This is a genomic window from Pseudomonas sp. CAN1, assembly GCF_030462585.1.
Lineage (GTDB): Bacteria > Pseudomonadota > Gammaproteobacteria > Pseudomonadales > Pseudomonadaceae > Pseudomonas.
On sequence record NZ_JASMRU010000028.1, the window covers coordinates 23000 to 38877 of the forward strand.

Annotated in this window: 15 protein-coding genes; 6 read left to right on the forward strand and 9 right to left on the reverse strand. The window is 67.6% G+C overall.

Annotation, left to right across the window (positions count from 1 at the left end):
- Positions 1–20 precede the first annotated feature (20 nt).
- Positions 21–1445 (reverse strand): transglycosylase SLT domain-containing protein, encoded by a 1425-nt coding sequence (locus QO207_RS25430; protein WP_301535036.1) that lies wholly within the window; start codon positions 1443–1445, stop codon positions 21–23.
- 224 nt (positions 1446–1669) lie between these two features.
- Here QO207_RS25430 and QO207_RS25435 point away from each other — a divergent pair, with 224 nt between their 5' ends.
- From QO207_RS25435 to QO207_RS25455, 5 genes are all read left to right on the forward strand, one after another.
- Complete coding sequence (locus QO207_RS25435; RefSeq protein WP_301535037.1) at positions 1670–2470, forward strand: TatD family hydrolase; 801 nt, start codon at positions 1670–1672, stop codon at positions 2468–2470.
- Between the two features lie 137 nt (positions 2471–2607).
- Positions 2608–4086 carry a methyl-accepting chemotaxis protein gene (locus tag QO207_RS25440; protein ID WP_301535038.1) on the forward strand — a complete coding sequence of 493 codons (1479 nt, stop codon included), beginning with the start codon at positions 2608–2610 and terminating at the stop codon, positions 4084–4086.
- A gap of 130 nt (positions 4087–4216) precedes the next feature.
- Positions 4217–4576 (forward strand): Mpo1-like protein, encoded by a 360-nt coding sequence (locus QO207_RS25445; protein WP_301535039.1) that lies wholly within the window; start codon positions 4217–4219, stop codon positions 4574–4576.
- 94 nt (positions 4577–4670) lie between these two features.
- The gene (locus QO207_RS25450; RefSeq protein ID WP_301535040.1) at positions 4671–5183 is read left to right on the forward strand and encodes an oxidoreductase; all 513 of its coding nucleotides are present in this window, start codon (positions 4671–4673) and stop codon (positions 5181–5183) included.
- Between the two features lie 5 nt (positions 5184–5188).
- A complete protein-coding gene (locus QO207_RS25455; RefSeq protein ID WP_301535041.1) occupies positions 5189–6760 on the forward strand; it encodes a diguanylate cyclase in 1572 nt (523 codons plus the stop codon).
- Between the two features lie 16 nt (positions 6761–6776).
- Here the strand turns inward: QO207_RS25455 and QO207_RS25460 are convergent, their stop codons facing one another.
- From QO207_RS25460 to QO207_RS25485, 6 genes are all read right to left on the reverse strand, one after another.
- Positions 6777–7577, reverse strand: a complete 801-nt coding sequence (locus tag QO207_RS25460) for an acyl-CoA thioesterase II (RefSeq protein WP_301535042.1) — start codon at positions 7575–7577, stop codon at positions 6777–6779.
- A gap of 97 nt (positions 7578–7674) precedes the next feature.
- Positions 7675–8445 (reverse strand): CHAD domain-containing protein, encoded by a 771-nt coding sequence (locus QO207_RS25465; protein ID WP_301535043.1) that lies wholly within the window; start codon positions 8443–8445, stop codon positions 7675–7677.
- Positions 8446–8524: 79 nt separating this feature from the next.
- Entirely contained in the window at positions 8525–10528 is a 2004-nt protein-coding gene (locus tag QO207_RS25470; protein WP_301535044.1) for a DUF3488 and transglutaminase-like domain-containing protein, read from the reverse strand.
- Positions 10525–11487 carry a DUF58 domain-containing protein gene (locus QO207_RS25475; RefSeq protein WP_301535045.1) on the reverse strand — a complete coding sequence of 321 codons (963 nt, stop codon included), beginning with the start codon at positions 11485–11487 and terminating at the stop codon, positions 10525–10527. Before QO207_RS25475 ends, QO207_RS25470 begins: the two co-directional genes overlap by 4 nt.
- Positions 11487–12404, reverse strand: a complete 918-nt coding sequence (locus QO207_RS25480; protein ID WP_301535046.1) for a MoxR family ATPase — start codon at positions 12402–12404, stop codon at positions 11487–11489. Before QO207_RS25480 ends, QO207_RS25475 begins: the two co-directional genes overlap by 1 nt.
- A gap of 112 nt (positions 12405–12516) precedes the next feature.
- Entirely contained in the window at positions 12517–13377 is an 861-nt protein-coding gene (locus QO207_RS25485) for a LysR family transcriptional regulator (protein ID WP_301535047.1), read from the reverse strand.
- A gap of 133 nt (positions 13378–13510) precedes the next feature.
- Between QO207_RS25485 and QO207_RS25490 the strand changes: the two genes are divergently transcribed.
- Positions 13511–13954 carry a multidrug/biocide efflux PACE transporter gene (locus QO207_RS25490; RefSeq protein ID WP_184586806.1) on the forward strand — a complete coding sequence of 148 codons (444 nt, stop codon included), beginning with the start codon at positions 13511–13513 and terminating at the stop codon, positions 13952–13954.
- 201 nt (positions 13955–14155) lie between these two features.
- On the opposite strand, the gene pyrF is transcribed toward QO207_RS25490, so the two are convergent.
- Positions 14156–14854 carry an orotidine-5'-phosphate decarboxylase gene (gene pyrF / locus QO207_RS25495; protein ID WP_024764511.1) on the reverse strand — a complete coding sequence of 233 codons (699 nt, stop codon included), beginning with the start codon at positions 14852–14854 and terminating at the stop codon, positions 14156–14158.
- A 100-nt stretch (positions 14855–14954) separates the two neighbouring features.
- Entirely contained in the window at positions 14955–15878 is a 924-nt protein-coding gene (locus QO207_RS25500) for a response regulator (RefSeq protein WP_301535048.1), read from the reverse strand.

Below are 15878 nucleotides of genomic sequence, written 5' to 3' on the forward strand. Positions count from 1 at the left end.
ATAACTATCGAATAATTGAATTACTTCTTGATCGCTGCGACGCGCTCGCGTGGCTCCAGGCCATCACGTTCCCGCTGATATGCAAGATAGTACTTGTTGACGCTGCTGACGTAGTTCACCACGCCCATGCCCAGCTGCTCGGCCGCCACACGCTCGACCTGGAAGAACCACTGGTTGGGGTTGAGGCCCTGGCGCTTGGCCTCCGCGCGCAGGCTTTGCACCCGCTCGGGACCGGCGTTGTAGGCAGCGAGGACGAACGCCATGCGATCGCGTTCGTTGATGCGCGGGCTGGAGAAGAAACGCTTGCGCAGCATGGCCATGTAACGGCTGGCGGCCTGCACGTTGCTCTCCTTGTGGTGCACGGTATCCACGCCGACGGCGCGGGCCGCTGCCGGGGTGATCTGCATCAGCCCGGTGGCACCGCCAGCGCCGCGCGCGCTGGCATCGAGATTGGATTCCTTGAAGGCCACGGCGGCCAGGGCCAGCCAGTCGACGTTGGCCTGTTCGCCATAGCGCTGCAGCGTCGGCCGCACCGCTTCCAGGCGCTTGCGGTCCGGCACCACCAGCGGGTTGCGCACCTGATAGGCGCGCCGGTAGAGACGCTGGAACGCCGCATCCTGGTCGGCCGGCGCACGGTAATCCTTGAGGAAGCGATTGACGCTGGCGCGCAGCATCGGCGCGTCGCGGCGCACGTACCAGCTCATCGGCTCACTGTTATCCAGCACCAGATGGCGATCCACGCGCAGCTTGGTGAACACCTTGGCCCAGCGCTCGGCAATCGGCTGCTCGACCACGGTGTAGTTGAAAATGCCGGCCTGGACCATCTCCAGCACGTCTTCCACGGCCAGGGAGGTATCGGTCCACTCCAGTTGCAGCGGCGCCATGCGCTTCTGCGCCAGGCGCTCGTTGACCTTGCGCACCGCCTCGCCAGCGGCGCTGCCGGCCGGCAGGGTGATGGTGCGGCCGGCCAGTTGCTCCAGGCGGACGAACTTGCGGTTGCCCTGCTTGGTCACCAGCACCAGCGGCACGTCGGCCTTCCACGGCAGGCTGGCGCTGACATTCTGGCCATCGCGAGCCAGCAGGACCTCCCCGGGCGCGACCAGATCACCTTCGCCACGCTGCAGCGCACCGAGCAATTGATCCTTGGCCTTGGGAATGAATTTGATGGTGAGCGGCTTGCGCCCCGGGGCGCTGTCGTTGAGGTACTGCTCGAAGGCGCGCAGGCGACGGTACTCGACGCCGATGGGCTCGCCCTTGATCTCGCCGGAGCTGTTGCGGCTCTGGTTGACCAGCACCCGCAGGGTGCCGCCGGAACGGATCGAGGCCAGGTCGCGACTATCGCTGCTTTCCTGCTCCCAGTTTTCCGGCTGGGTCGTCAGACGCGCAGCCGCCGGCAGTGGCGTCAAGGCCACCAGGCACAGCAGTATCAGCAGCAGTCGGGTCATCCAGCTCTCCGGGGGCTCGCACTCGGCGACGGGCCGATTCGAGTGCGGTTTCGGCCGGAAGTTCCGGCCGCCAAGGGCGCGCAAGACTCTCACAGGAGGGGTTCATTACCAACCCGAAACTTCCGATAGATCTTCGGAATAATCCGCAACCCGCTGTTTTTTAAGAAATTTCATGCAAAAAGCGGGGTTTGCTATGCTCCGCTTTCTGACAAAAGAGAAGAAAAATGCAACTGATCGACATCGGCGTCAACCTCACCCACCCGAGCTTTGTGCCGGAACGTGAAGCGGTCCTCGCTCGCGCGGTCGATGCCGGCGTCGTGCAGATGGTGCTCACCGGCACCAGCCTGGACGACAGCGAACAGGCCCTGGAACTGTGCCGGCAACTGGACGAAGAGCAGCGTCTTTACTGCACTGCGGGCGTTCACCCGCATGAAGCCAGCCACTGGAACAGCGGCAGCGCGAAGGTGCTGCGCGGCCTGCTGGCAGAGGATCGGGTAAAGGCGGTGGGCGAATGCGGGCTGGACTTCAACCGCGACTTTTCGCCGCGCCCGCTGCAGGAGAAGGCTTTCGAAGAACAGCTGGGCCTGGCGGTGGAACTGCAACTGCCGGTGTTCATCCACGAACGCGATGCCGGCGAGCGCCTGCTCGCGATTCTCAAGGGTTTCCGCGACCAGTTGCCCGCCGCTGTGGTGCACTGCTTCACCGGCGAGCGCCGCACTCTTTATTCCTACCTCGACCTCGACCTGCACATCGGTATCACCGGCTGGATCTGCGATGAGCGCCGCGGCACCCACCTGCAGGAACTGGTGCGGGAGATTCCCGCCGGCCGGCTGATGCTGGAAAGCGACGCTCCCTATCTGTTGCCACGCACCCTGCGCCCGAAGCCCAAGAGCGGCCGCAACCAGCCGGCCTACCTGCCGGAAGTGCTGACCTGCGTGGCCGAGCATCGTGGCGAGAGCGCCGAGGCGGTTGCGGCCCACACCACGGCCTGCGCGCGAGCGTTTTTCAACCTGCCGGAAATTTGAACCAGCTCTCAAGATCGCGGCTCGTCGGCCGATAAGTCGGGGGCAGAAGGTGGCTTGATCGGTATCAATGGCCAACCTTCCCCCTTTTCACGACAATAATGGCGCCTTGCCATTATTTGACCGACAAGAAGAGATTTATGGCCGCCTGGATTCGCGATATTTCCCTCAAGTACAAGTTCTGGGCCGTTAACGCGGTCGCCTTCGTCACCACCCTGTTGCTGGTGCTGTTCGCCATGCACCAGGAGCTGGACGGGCGCGACCAGCAGGCACGCCAGGGTGCCGAAGCCCAGGCCCAGTTGCTCAAGAGTTGGCCGGCCGGCACGCCGCTGCCCAGCAGCAGTAACCTCGTCAGCTTCGCTGCCGGCAGCACGCCGCAGATCGCCGGCATCGACGCCTCGGCGCTGTCCCGCGCCAGCGGCTGGGTCGACCTGCAAGGCGCGCAGAGCCGCAACGGTGCACTGGCCGGGGCCTATGTGCAGGATATCGGCAATGGCCAGCGGGTCGCCGTGCTCGCCCCAGGCGGGGATTTCTGGACTGTCTTCGAGGATCGCGCCCTGCCCTTCGCCGGCGCCGTGCTGGTGCTGATGCTGGCCCTGCTGGCCGCCTCGCAGCTGCTGATCCGCTTCATCCTCACCCACCTGCTGACCCTGCGCGACGTGATGCTCCATGTGGAGAAGAGTGGCGACCTGGCTGCCCGCGTGCCGCTGGAAAGCCGCGACGAAGTCGGCCAGATGGCCACCGCCTTCAACGCCATGCAGGCYGGCTACCAGCGCGTGGTCGGCACCGTTGCCCAGGCCGCCGGGCGCCTCGACGAAGGTGCGCGCAGCCTCGCCAACAGCATGGGCCAGGTGCGCCAGGGCATGCTCGGCCAGCAGAGCGAGACCGACCAGGCCGCCACCGCCATCAACGAGATGTCCACCACCGTTCACCACATCGCCCAGCACGCCGCCGACACCCGCGACCAGTCGCAGGAAGCCGACCGCCTCGCCGGCAATGGCCAGCAGGTGGTCGGCCGCGTCGGCCAGTCCATCGCCGGACTGTCCCAGGGCGTGCAGCAGACCGCCGAGATGATCCAGCAGCTGGCCCAGGACAGCCACAAGATCAGCAGCGTGGTCAGCGTGATCCACGGCATCGCCGAACAAACCAACCTGCTCGCCCTCAACGCCGCCATCGAGGCTGCCCGTGCCGGCGAAATGGGCCGCGGCTTCGCCGTGGTCGCCGATGAAGTGCGCAACCTGGCCAAGCGCGTGCAGGACTCCACCGACGAGATCACCCAGATGATCAACGCACTGCAGTCCGGCACCCGTGACGCCGTGGAGTTCATGCAGGAAAGCTCGATCAAGGCCGACGGCTGCGTCGAGGAAGCCCGCGAAGCCGGCGAAGCCCTGGCCGCCATCGCCTCGGCCGTGGCGCTGATGCGCGAGAGCAACACACAGATCGCCGTGGCCGCCGAGCAGCAGAGCCAGGTGGCCGAAGAGATGACCCGCTCGGTGGTAGGCATCCGCGACGTCACCGAACACACCGTGCAGCAGACGGTGGATTCGGCCGGCACCAGCCACCAGCTGGCCGACCTCGCCGGCGAGCTCAGCCGCGCCATTCGCCAGCTGCGCCTGTAACGCCTATTGCCCGAATAGCCTGCGCCCATTGGCGCGGGCTGCGCGGCAGCACCTAGACTGCTGGCATTGCGCCCGCCTGCGCTCAGGCGGGCTTTTCAGTCTCGGGCTTTCAAGCCCAGGGAGCTGCACCATGGGCAAACGCCACCCCAACCTGTTCACCTGGCAATGGCAGGGTTACGCCGCCAACCACCGCAACCCGACCAACTTGGCCCTGCACATCATTGCCGTGCCGCTGTTCATCCTCGGCGCCCTGACCCTGCTCAGCGGGCTATTCAGCCTGAGCCTGGCGAGCATCCTGCTGGGGCTGATCGGCATGGTCGCCTCGCTGGCGATCCAGGGCCGCGGACACAAGCTCGAAGCGCAGGCGCCCGAGCCCTTCACCGATCGCCAGGACGCCGTGGGCCGCTTGCTGGCGGAGCAATTCGTCACCTTCCCGCGCTTCGTTCTCAGCGGCGCCTGGTGGCGCGCCTGGCGCAATCGTCACCGCTAAGTCGGGGATAACCGCAGGGCGCGGCATTTCGGCCATTCAAGAACCCGGCAGGTTCGCCGATATAATCGACGAGATTTCGTCACGAGCTGTTGAGATGTCGGCTTTTCGTCATTTTATTGGCATTTTTGCCTGCCTGATTATTGGCACCTGCGCTGGCACAATCGCCCTCGCCGCCCCGGAGCAGCCGGCCGACCAGCGCACCCTGCTGACCGTGGCGGTAGCCGGGCAGCCGCAGCTCGCGCGCCATTTCACCCTGGCCCGGCTGCAGGCCCTGCCTAGCCGCACCGTGCGGGCAATGCTCCCGGAGGAGACTCAGGCGCACACCTGGGAAGGTGTGCGCCTGAGCGACCTGCTGGTGGGCAGCCCGCGCTATGCCGCGCAGCACCTGCGGGTCGAAGCGCTGAACGACTACTCCGCGCTGATCCCGCTGAGCGACCTCGAACGCTTCCAGCCGATCCTCGCCTACCGCCGTGACGACCAGCTCATCAGCATCGCCGAGCGCGGCCCGCTGTTCATCATCTACCCGATGGTCGATCACCCGGAGCTGCGCACCCAGGTGTACATCAATCGCACCGTCTGGCAGGTCAGCCGTATAACCGTGGAGTGAGCGCCGTGCCCCCGCATCGTCCCGGCCGGCGCCATCGCCGGCTGATCATCAGCGTTCTCAGCGCCCTCATCGTGACGCTGACTGTCGGCGCCGGCGCCGCGCTGCTGCTGGTGCGCCAGCACGTCCACCTGCTGGCCCAGCCCGATACCCACAGCGAACTCTGGCAGGCCTACCAGTTGCGCGCGGAGCTCGGCCGCTCGCTGAAGACCGCGCGTCAGGTGCTGGCCGGCGAGAGCGACAGCGATGCGCTGGCGACCCGCATCGAGGTCCTTTCCAGCCTGCTGCCGCCGCTGCGCGAGACACCCGTCTACGCCTACCTGGGCATGCCGCGCCCGGAAATCCAGGCCACCCTGGAACAGATCCAGCGCCTGAGCGACGCCTGGCTGGCCCGCGCGCCCTGGGGCCAGCCGCAGGCGGCGAAGGTGCTGGCCGAGGAAATGCAGCGCGAGCTGCCGCCGCTGCTCGAACCCGCCCACGAACTGGTGGTGGCCACCAATATCGCCCTGACCAACTACCTCGACGCCGAGCGCCTGGACCTGCAGCACGCCTTCAACCTGCTCGCCTGGGTGCTCACGGGCCTGGGCCTGTGCAGCGTGCTGCTGGCCCTGCGGGTGATCGCCAACTCGCGGCGCAAGCTGCTGCTGACCCAGCGCCTGAACGACCTCAACCAATCGCTGGAACAGCGGGTCGAGCAGCGCACCCACGAGCTGAGCGAGCGCAAGACGCTGCTGCGCTACATCCTCGACACCAGCCCCAGCGACGTGGCGTTGCTCAGCGACGAGGATTCCCGCGCCCATTACGTCAGCCCGCGCCTGCTGCAGCGCACCGGCATCCAGCCGCACGAGCCGTTCACCCTGCACCGGCTGTTCGACGACCCCGACGAGGAAGCACGCTTCCGCCTGTCCCTCGCCGAGCACGGCCAGCTCGACAGCTGGGAAACCCGCCTGGCAGGCAACCCGCCCTACTGGGCAATCGTCTGGGCACGGCGCATGGAAGTGGACGGCCGCCCCGCCTCGCTGGTCTGGAGTTTCGACATCAACCAGCGCAAGACCATGGAACAGGAACTGCGCCTGCTGGCCACCACCGATCCGCTGACCGGCCTGCAGAACCGCCACGCCTTCGTCAAACGCGGCCTCGCCCTGCTCAAGAGCGCGCAGCGCTACAACCGCCAGTGCGCGGCGTTGATGCTGGACATCGATTTCTTCAAGCCGATCAACGACACCCATGGCCACGCCTTCGGCGATGCGGTGTTGAAGGCGGTGGCCCAGGAGCTGACCCACAGCCTGCGCGAGGTCGACCTGCTGGGCCGGCTGGGTGGCGAGGAGTTCGCCGCGATCCTGCCGGAAACCGACCTGCAGCAGGCGCAGCAGGTGGCCGAACGGGTGCGCAACAGCGTACAGGCGCTGTCCTTCACCTGCGATGACGGCAGCCGCGTGCGCCTGACCCTGAGCATTGGCGTGGCCGAGCGGCATGCCGACGAAGTGCGCCTGGAAGACCTGCTGGCCCGCGCCGACCGCGCGCTCTACCGGGCCAAGGCCGGTGGGCGCAATCGCACGGAAACTGCGCCCGGGCTCTGATCAGCGCTGGCCGGCGTCAGCCGAAGATGGTCACCGTCTGCCGACCGATCGCCAGCAGTTGACCGTCGGCCGACCAGGTCTGCGCCGCGATGTGACCATAGCCGTCGCGGGCGTGCTCGATACTTGCCAGGTACTGGCACCAGCCATTGGCGGGCATTGCCGGCAGCGGCTGGACGAACTCCACGGTCCAGGTCAGCGAGCTGGACGGCGCCGGGGATTTCAAGTGCGGCAGGTTGGCCGGCGGCCAGGCGTCGATCAGCGCCAGCAGGTGGCTGACCTCCATCGGCTCCTCGCCCACACCGTCGCCACGGAAGCGCATCCAGCCACCCATCTCGCGCTCGCGGCTGGCAGAAAACGGCATGTGCCCCACCGCCCAGCGCATGGCGATGTTCTGTGTGAAGGCCGGCATCAGCTTGCGGATATAGGGCAGCTCCTGGCAGTCCTCGATGGCCTTGAAGACCGGCGGCGGCAGGCCTTCGACCTGCACGACGGATTCCCGCGCCACGCCGAAGCTGCCCTGGGCCAGCAGCACCACCTGGCCGTTCTGCACGGCGCGGCAGGACACCTGGCTGACCGACTTGCCCTCGCGCAGCACCTCGGCCTCGAAGCTCACCGGGACTTCCACCTCGATCGGGCCGACGAAGGTGATCGCCAGCGAACGCACCGGGCGCCCGGCCTCGGCCACCGCCGCCATCGCCTCGTAGGCCAGTGCCGCCACCAGGCCACCGAAACTGGCGCGGCCCTGGGCCCAGGCGGCCGGAATGACGATGGACAAGGGCGCGGCGCGGGCCGCCTGGAGCATTTCGGTGAAGGTCATGTTCGCTCTTCCATGGGGGACTGCCGGCGATCTTAGGTTGCCCGGCGGCTGCGGCAAACCATCCAAAGCCTTGTCCCCGAGAGGAAATGCCACGCCATCAATGGGCTCGATGCAGGGCCTTCTCCAGGGCTTCCAGGCTCTCGTCGGCCAGTTGCTCGGCGAGGTCGTGGCGGGCGTTCCAGTGCGGCTGCAGGGGCATAAGGTCCAGCTCGCGTTCGCTGCGGATCAGCCACTGCTCGTAGTCATGCCATTCGCCCAGGGCGGATTGCGCATCCTTGAGCGGCGCCAGCAGGCGTTGCGGCACCGCCGATTCCTTCGGATAGGCCTCCAGGGAATAGCGCACGCGCTTGATCAGCAGGCGCAGGCGATGGCGGTCGTGGGCCGGGTCCTTGAGCGCGTCGCGCAGCTTCTGCCACTCCTTCGCCAGGCGCTTCTCGACCTTGGTGTGCAGCCCCTTGAGCACATCGTGGCGCTCGGCGGTCCGCCACAGCTGTGGCCAGCCGTCGAGGCGCATCATCAGCCGTTCCCATTGCGGACTGGCGAGCAAGGTGGCGTAGCCGGAGATCAGCGCCGGCCGGCGCAGCGCGGCGGCGCGGTCAAAGCCCTGGGCTTCGAGTACCGGCAGCAGCACTTCCAGGTCGCGCAGCGGGCCGCTGAGCCGGCCCATGTCGCCCAAGGCCTGCTCCAGCTCGTCGATGCCGGGCATGCCGCGCACCGGATGCAGCAGGCTGCGCAGGCGGCGTACGGCGATGCGCAGGTCGTGCAGCGCCTCCGGATCGGAGTCGGCCCGCAGGCGCGAGGAAGCGGAGAACAGCGCCACCTCCTGTTCGATCAGATGGCTCACCAGGTAATCGCTGAAGGCAGTCACGGCGTACTCCACTGGGCAGGGGAAATCTCAGGTTAGCCCTCGCCGCCGCGGCGGCAAGCGGCCTGTGTCACGGTTGGTTTCATGGGTGGCGGGAAAGCCTCCAGGGCAGTTCGCGGCGCAGGCGACTCAGATGCGCGCGCAGGGCAGCGGGATCCGGCGGCGCACCGCCGAATCGCTGCGCTTCGAAGGCGTTGCAGTAGGCGCGGATCGCGTCGGCGTGGGCCGGCAGCTTGTGGATGGCTCGTCGTGAAAAAGCCCGTGGCCCCTCGCCCGCCTCCCTGCGTACACCCAGCGGCACCAGAAGCCGCTCGAAGCGCTGGAAGCTGCGCAATTGCACGTCGCGCTCGCGCCGCCAGGGCTTGAACAGCAGCAGCGCCAGCAGGCCGAGCAGCAGCGCGCCGCCGCCTACGAGCAAGGCACCGATCCAGCTGCGGTCCAGGTCGCCGAACCAGCGCTTGAGCATGTCGTCCTGCTGCTCGCCCTGGTAACCCAGGACCGAGGTCTGCCAGGAGTAATTCAGGTTGTCCCAGGCGGCGCGCAGCTCGTTGATGATCGAGATGTTGCGATAGCGCAGCGGCGAGAACGGGTCCTGTTCGAGGAAGCTGCCTTCGCTGCTCATGGCGGCTTCCAGCCCCTGCTCGATGCGTTCGGGCGACACCGCTCCGGTGGGATCGACGCGGGTCCAGCCGGTGCCTTCCTGCCAGTATTCGACCCAGGCATGGGCATCGAACTGGCGCACGCTCAGGTAAGTCCCCGAGGCGCTGAGTTCGCCGCCCTGGTAGCCGGTGACCACCCGTGCCGGAATGCCGGCTGCACGCAGCGCGAAGGTCATCGCCCCGGCGTAGTGCTCGCAGAAGCCAGCCCGCGTATTGAACAGGAAGCCGTCGATGCGCTCCGCGCCCGTGTCCGGTGGCCGCAGGGTGTAGCTGAAGGGTTGCTCACGGAAATACCGCAACATCGCCTGGACCAGCTCGGCCGGTTGCGGATAGCGCTCATGCAGCTCTTGCGCCCAGGCCCGCGCGCGCGGGTTGCCAGCCTTGGGCAGTGCCAGGTTGAGGCGTTGTGCACGGGCGCCATCGTCGGGTTCGAGCAGGGCCTGCGGCCAGGAAGTGGCGCGGTACATCAGCGCCTGGCGCACCGGCGCACGCCGCTCCAGATGGAAGTCGCTCATCAGCCGCGCGTTGCCCGACGTGCTCTGGGCAACATCCAGGGCGAACAGCCAGGGCCGCCCGTTGGGCTCCATGATCACCTGGTAGTTCAGCGCTGCGCCCTGCTCGCGCCATTGCGGCGCCACATCACCGCGCTGGAAGGCAGCGGTCCAGCGCACGCCATCGAAGCGCTCCAGCGTCAATGCCCGCCAGTACAGCTGCGAATGCGCTGGCGGCTGCCCGTCGAAACTCACGCGGAAGGCCAGTGCCGGCGACTGGCTGAGAGAGACCATGTCCCCCGGCGCCATGGAATCGCTCAGCCCGGTGATGGCCTGCTCGCCCGGCAGCGGCAGCGACCACAGCGGCCCCATGCGCGGGAACAGCAGGAACAGCAGGAGCATCAGCGGCAGCGCCTGCAGCAGCAGGCTGCCGGCCAGGCGCAGGGTGGTGAACGGGCGCGCGGCGAAGCCGCTCTGCTGCAGGCCGATGGCCGCCGCCAGCAGCGCCAGCACCGGCAACAGGCTGAAGGCGGCGGCGAGGATGTCGTCCTGGAACAGGTAGCTGGTGGTCACCGCGAAGAAGCCGAGCAGGATCAGCACCCAGGCGTCGCGGCGCGTGCGCAGTTCCACCAGCTTGACCACGAAGGCGGCGATCAGCAGCACCACGCCGGCATCCAGGCCGATCAGCGAGCCGCGGGAGAACCACACCCCAAGCCCAGCCAGGGCAACCAGGCCGAGCTTGGCGAAGCCGCTGGGATAATCCGCGCGCATGCGGAACACCTGGATGCGCCAGGCCGCACAGCCCAGCCACAGGGCGACGATCCAGATCGGCAGGTGCTCCAGGTGCGGGATGATCACCACCGCCTGGGCGACCAGCAGCCAGGTCAGCGCGACCCGCGGGATCGGTTGGCCGGCAACGGCTGAGGCTTTGCTCACGTGCGCACACCATAAAGCGCCAGGGCGCGCAGGCAGGCCTCGCGGTGCCCGTCACCCAGGCCGACCGGCAATTGCGCATCCGGCAGCCGCAGGCCGAACGGCTGCTGCCGCAGGGACAGTTGCAGCACCCAGTAGCACAGCCGCGACAGACGCCCCTCGGCGTCGCCGCCCAGGCTGTTGAACTCCAGCCAGAGATTGCGCCCGGCCAGGGCGGAGAAATCCTTCACCAGCAGCCCCTGGCCACGGGAATAGGCCTTCCAGTGCAGGCGTCGGCGCGAGTCGCCGGGCTGGTAGGGGCGCAGCCCCTGGAAGTCGTCGACGCCTCGGCCAACGGCGCGGGCGCCCTCCTCTTCGTCGTCGGCCACGCCGGTATCCAGCGGCAGGTCGCCGGGCAGCGGATGGGGGTAGACCAGCGCGGCCTGGTCCAGATCGACCCAGCTCCAGGCCACCAGCAGGCCGAGCGGAAAGCGGCTCTCCACCCGCAAGCGGCCGGGTCGCAGCCAGCCACGGCGCTCGGCCGGCAGGCTGAGCAGCAGCTCTTCGGCCTGGTCGGCGGCGACATCGGCGAACTGCAGGCGCTCGGCGCTCCAGCCCAGGGCAATAGCCTGGCGGGGGCGTCCTTCGCCTTCCAGGCGCACGCGAAAGGTGGCCTGTTCGCCGACGAACACCGGCTGCGCGCCGAGCGCCGTCAGGCGCAGGCCGCCCAGATTGCGGTAGGTATGGAGGATGGCGACGATGAACAGCGACAGCAGCAGGAAGGTCAGACCGTAGGCCAGGCTGTTCTGGTAGTTGATCGCGGTGAGCAGCATCAGCAGCAGCGCCACGCCGAAGGCCATGCCCTGCCGCGTGGGGATGATGAAGATGCGCCGCTGGTTGAGCTGCAGGCTGGGCGCGGGCGGGATGCGCCGGGCGATCCAGCCCTGCCAGCGGGGGCGGACCCAGGCGGGCAGGAGCGACATCAGAGCGCCGGGACTTCGCGCAGCAGCCACTGCACCAGCGCGCCGCCGCCATGGCCGGTGGGGTCGGCCTGGTCACGCAGGCGGTGGCCGGCCACCGATGGCAGCACCACCTGCACGTCCTCGGGGATCACGTAATCGCGCCCGGCGAGCAACGCCCAGGCTCGCGCCGCCGCCAGCAGCGCCAGGCTGCCGCGCGGCGACAGGCCGAGGGCGAAGGCCGGCTGCGTACGGGTGGCTTCCACCAGACGCAGTACATAGTCCACCAGCGCATCGCTGGCGCGCACTTGCAGCGCCTCGGCCTGCAGCGCCATCAGTTCCTTCGGCTCAAGCATCGGCTCCAGGCGCGGCAGCAGGTCGCGACGCGCCTCGCCCAGCAGCAGGGCCTTCTCCGCTGCGCGGCCGGGGTAGCCCAGGGACAGGCGCATGAGGAAGCGGTCGAGCTGGGATTCGGGCAACGCGAAGGTGCCGCCCTGGGTCACCGGGTTCTGCGTGGCGATGACGAAGAACGGCTCGGGCAGCGGACGGGTCGCGCCCTCGATGGTCACCTGGCCCTCCTCCATCGCTTCCAGCAAAGCGCTCTGGCTCTTGGGCGTGGCGCGGTTGATCTCGTCGGCCAGCACCAGCTCGGAGAAGATCGGCCCGGGGTGGAAGACGAACTGCCCGGTGTCCTTGTCGAACACCGAGGTGCCGAGCACATCGCCGGGCAGCAGGTCGGAGGTGAACTGGATGCGCTGGAAGCTCAGGCCGAGCACCCGCGCCAGCGCATGGCTCAAGGTGGTCTTGCCCATGCCGGGCAGGTCCTCGATGAGCAGGTGACCACGGGCCAGCAGGCAGGTCAGCGCGAGCCGCACCTGGATGTCCTTGCCGAGCAGGACTTCATCTACTGCCTTCAGACAATTTTCCAGCTTGGCGCGCATCCTGACCTCGCAATCTAGGAAAACTCCGATCCTACTGGTGTCGCGCCGACCATCAAAGGCTTCGACACATTTAGTCCGCAATCTGTGATGCAGAGCCGTGATGCAGAGCGCCTCAACGTCCCAGCAGGCGTTCCGCCAACCAGCTCGCCGCCGGCCCCAGCCGGCGCTGCCGCGACCAGATCACGTCCACCGCCACGCGGCGCGGCCAGCCGGCGACCTTCAGCTCCTGCATACGCCCACTGGCGAAACGTCCCACCATCCAGCTGGGCAATTCGATCCAACCGAAGCCGAGTACCGCCATGTCCAGCAGCAGCAGGTAGTTCGGCGCGCTCCAGCAACGCCCGCCGAGCATGGGCGCAGCATCATCGAGATAAGTGTTCAGACGCAGCGCGCGGTAGGCCAGCAGGTCCTCGCGCTCCACCCGTTCACGCCCGGCCAGCGGATGGTTGCTGCTGACGAACAGGCCGAACTCGGCCTGTTCGCTCAGGGTCGCCGAGCTGATGTCCGGCGCGTATTCCGGCTGCGCCGCCAGCAGGCCGAGGCTGGCGCGGCCCTGCACGACCAGGTCGAGCACATCGCTGTCCTCGGCGATCAGCCACTCGAACTCCAGGTCCGGGTAGCGCGCATCGATCTCCGCCAGCCGCGCCTCGAATTCAGCGGACTGATAGGTGTCGGACATCGCCAGGGTCACCCGCGACTCCAATCCGCCGACGAGCTGATGGGCGAGCTGGCCGAGGCGGTCGTTGGCCATCAGCACTTCCTCCACCCGCCCGAGCAACGCATGGCCGGCCTCGGTCAGCTGCGGCTGGCGGCTGCTGCGGTCGAACAAGGTCAGGCCGAGGTCGATCTCCAGGCGGGCGATGGCCTCGCTGACGGTGGACTGGCTCTTGCCCAGCTTGCGCGCGGCGGCGCTGAAGGAGCCCTGGCAGGCGGCTTCGGCGAAGGCCTGCAGGGATTCGGGGGAATATTGCATGGTGGCAACCCTCTTCCATCGGTCAAGCCGATGGTATCCAACTTAGATCCAGCCGGTCGACCGATGATAATGGCGCCGGACCGACGGAGTCGGCCTTCTCGTGATCTGAGAGTTGCATACCTGGAGATACCCCATGACCCCCACTAAAACCCTGAAAGAGCGGATGTTCCACGCCGGCCTTTTCGAACTGCTGGCGGTGGTCATCTGCGCGCCGACCCTGGCCTGGCTGATGGACAAACCGCTGGGCCACATGGGCGCCATGACCCTGATGTTCTCGGCCATCGCCACCGTGTGGAACATGCTGTTCAACGCCGCCTTCGACCGTGCGCAGAACCGCATGGGCTTTTCCCGCACCCTGTCGGTGCGCGTGCTACACGCCTCGCTGTTCGAGCTGGGCCTGATCATCCTGCTGGTGCCGCTGGCCGCCTGGTGGCTGTCGGTGAGCCTGCTGGAAGCGTTCATTCTCGACATCGGCCTGGTGCTGTTCTTCCTGCCCTATGCGCTGGTGTTCAACTGGGTGTACGACGTGCTGCGCGAGCGTTGGGTGGGTCGGGAACCCGTAGCGCAAGCGAACTGATTAAACGACCGACGCGCAATGAATGTAGGGCGCATAACCCGTTCCGGGTTATGCGCCCTACCACTGTAGGAGCGAGCTTGCTCGCGAACCGCCCAGCTCCGTGGCTGCTGGGAAACACGTTCGCGAGCAAGCTCGCTCCTACGAAAAGCAAAAAGCAAAAAGCCCGCAGCGATGCGGGCTTTTTTGTGCCGTGAGAAAAACTCAGGCCAGGCTGGCCGCGATCTCGGCCAGGGCCTTGGCCGGGTCGGCGGCCTGGCTGATCGGGCGGCCGATCACCAGGTAGTCGGAGCCATTGTCCAGCGCCTGCCGTGGGGTAAGGATGCGGCGCTGGTCGTCCTGTGCGCTGCCGGCCGGGCGGATGCCGGGAGTGACCAGTTGCAGCGCCGGGTGCGCGGCCTTCAGTGCCGGTGCTTCCTGGGCAGAGCACACCAGGCCGTCCATGCCGGCCTTCTGCGCCAACGCAGCCAGGCGCAGCACCTGCTCCTGGGGCTCGACATCCAGGCCGATGCCGGCCAGGTCCTCGCGCTCCATGCTGGTCAGCACGGTCACGCCGATCAGCAGCGGCGACGGGCCGTTGAAGGCGTCCAGGGTCTCACGGCAGGCGCTCATCATGCGCAGGCCGCCGGAGCAGTGCACGTTGACCATCCACACGCCCATCTCGGCGGCGGCGCGCACGGCCATCGCGGTGGTGTTGGGGATGTCGTGGAATTTCAGGTCGAGGAAGACTTCGAAACCGCGGCTGTTCAGGGTCTCGACGATACCGGCGGCGCAGCTGGTGAACAGCTCCTTGCCCACCTTCACCCGGCACAGCTTCGGGTCCAGCTGGTCGGCCAGCGCCAGCGCGGCTTCGCGGGTGGGGAAATCCAGGGCGACGATGATCGGGGTCTGGCAGGCGGACATGGGCTCTCTCGCGGGTATCGAAAAAATCGGCGCGCATTGTCGCAGAAACGCGCCGACTTCCGTAGCCCGCCGGGCAGGAATGCTGCGTCGCCGACGGCGATCAGGCACTCAGCCGCTCGCGCAGCCGGCCGAGCATGCCCAGCAGGCTGCCGACCTTCTCGCGTTCGCGCTCCTCGCGCGGCACCTCGGCGATGCGCGTGACCTTCTGCTCGGGCTGCGCACGCCACAGCAACGCCTGCTCGGCGGCGGCCTTCAGGCCCTTCTCGAACAGCCCGCGGCGGATCGGCTTGGGCAGGTAGCGGAAGATCTGCGCCTGGTTGATCAGCGCCAGCAGATCCTGGGTGTCGCGGAACGGCGTGACGACGATGCTCAGCAGGCGCGGATGGGCCTGGGCCAGGGACTTGAGCAGCGGCGCGGTGTCTTCGCCAGCGAGCTTCAGGTCGCTGACGAGGATGTCGATCGGCTCGCTGTTCAACCGCAGGATGGCCTCGGCCAGGTTGCGCGCGCGGTGCAGCTGGTGGGTGCCGGCGCTGCAGAACTCGCCGACGCTGGCCAGGGTCTCGGGGTCCTCGTCCAGCAGCAGCACGTTGAGCGGCGCTACCACACGGCTGATGGCCTTGGTGTCGATGGGCTCGACCGGCGCCTGGCGCAGGGCGATCTCGGCCGCCTGGCGCAGGGTGAAGGCCATTTCCTGCGGGTCCCAGGGCTTGGTCAGGTAGCGGAAGATGCCGCCGCTGTTGAGTGCCTCCACCGCCGCGTCGAGGTCGGAATAACCGGTGAGGAGGATACGCAGAGTATCCGGGGCAATCTCCTGGGCCTGGGCCAGTAGCTCGGCGCCGGTCATCTGCGGCATGCGCTGGTCGCTGACGAGGATGTCGATGCGCTCCTCGCGCAGGCGCTGCAGGGCCTTGTGCGGATCGGTCTCCACCAGCACTTCGTAGTGACGGCGGAACTGCATCGCAAGGCTGCGCAGGATGCGCTCCTCGTCGTCGACGAAGAGGATGCGGACAGGCTGCTGGCTCAT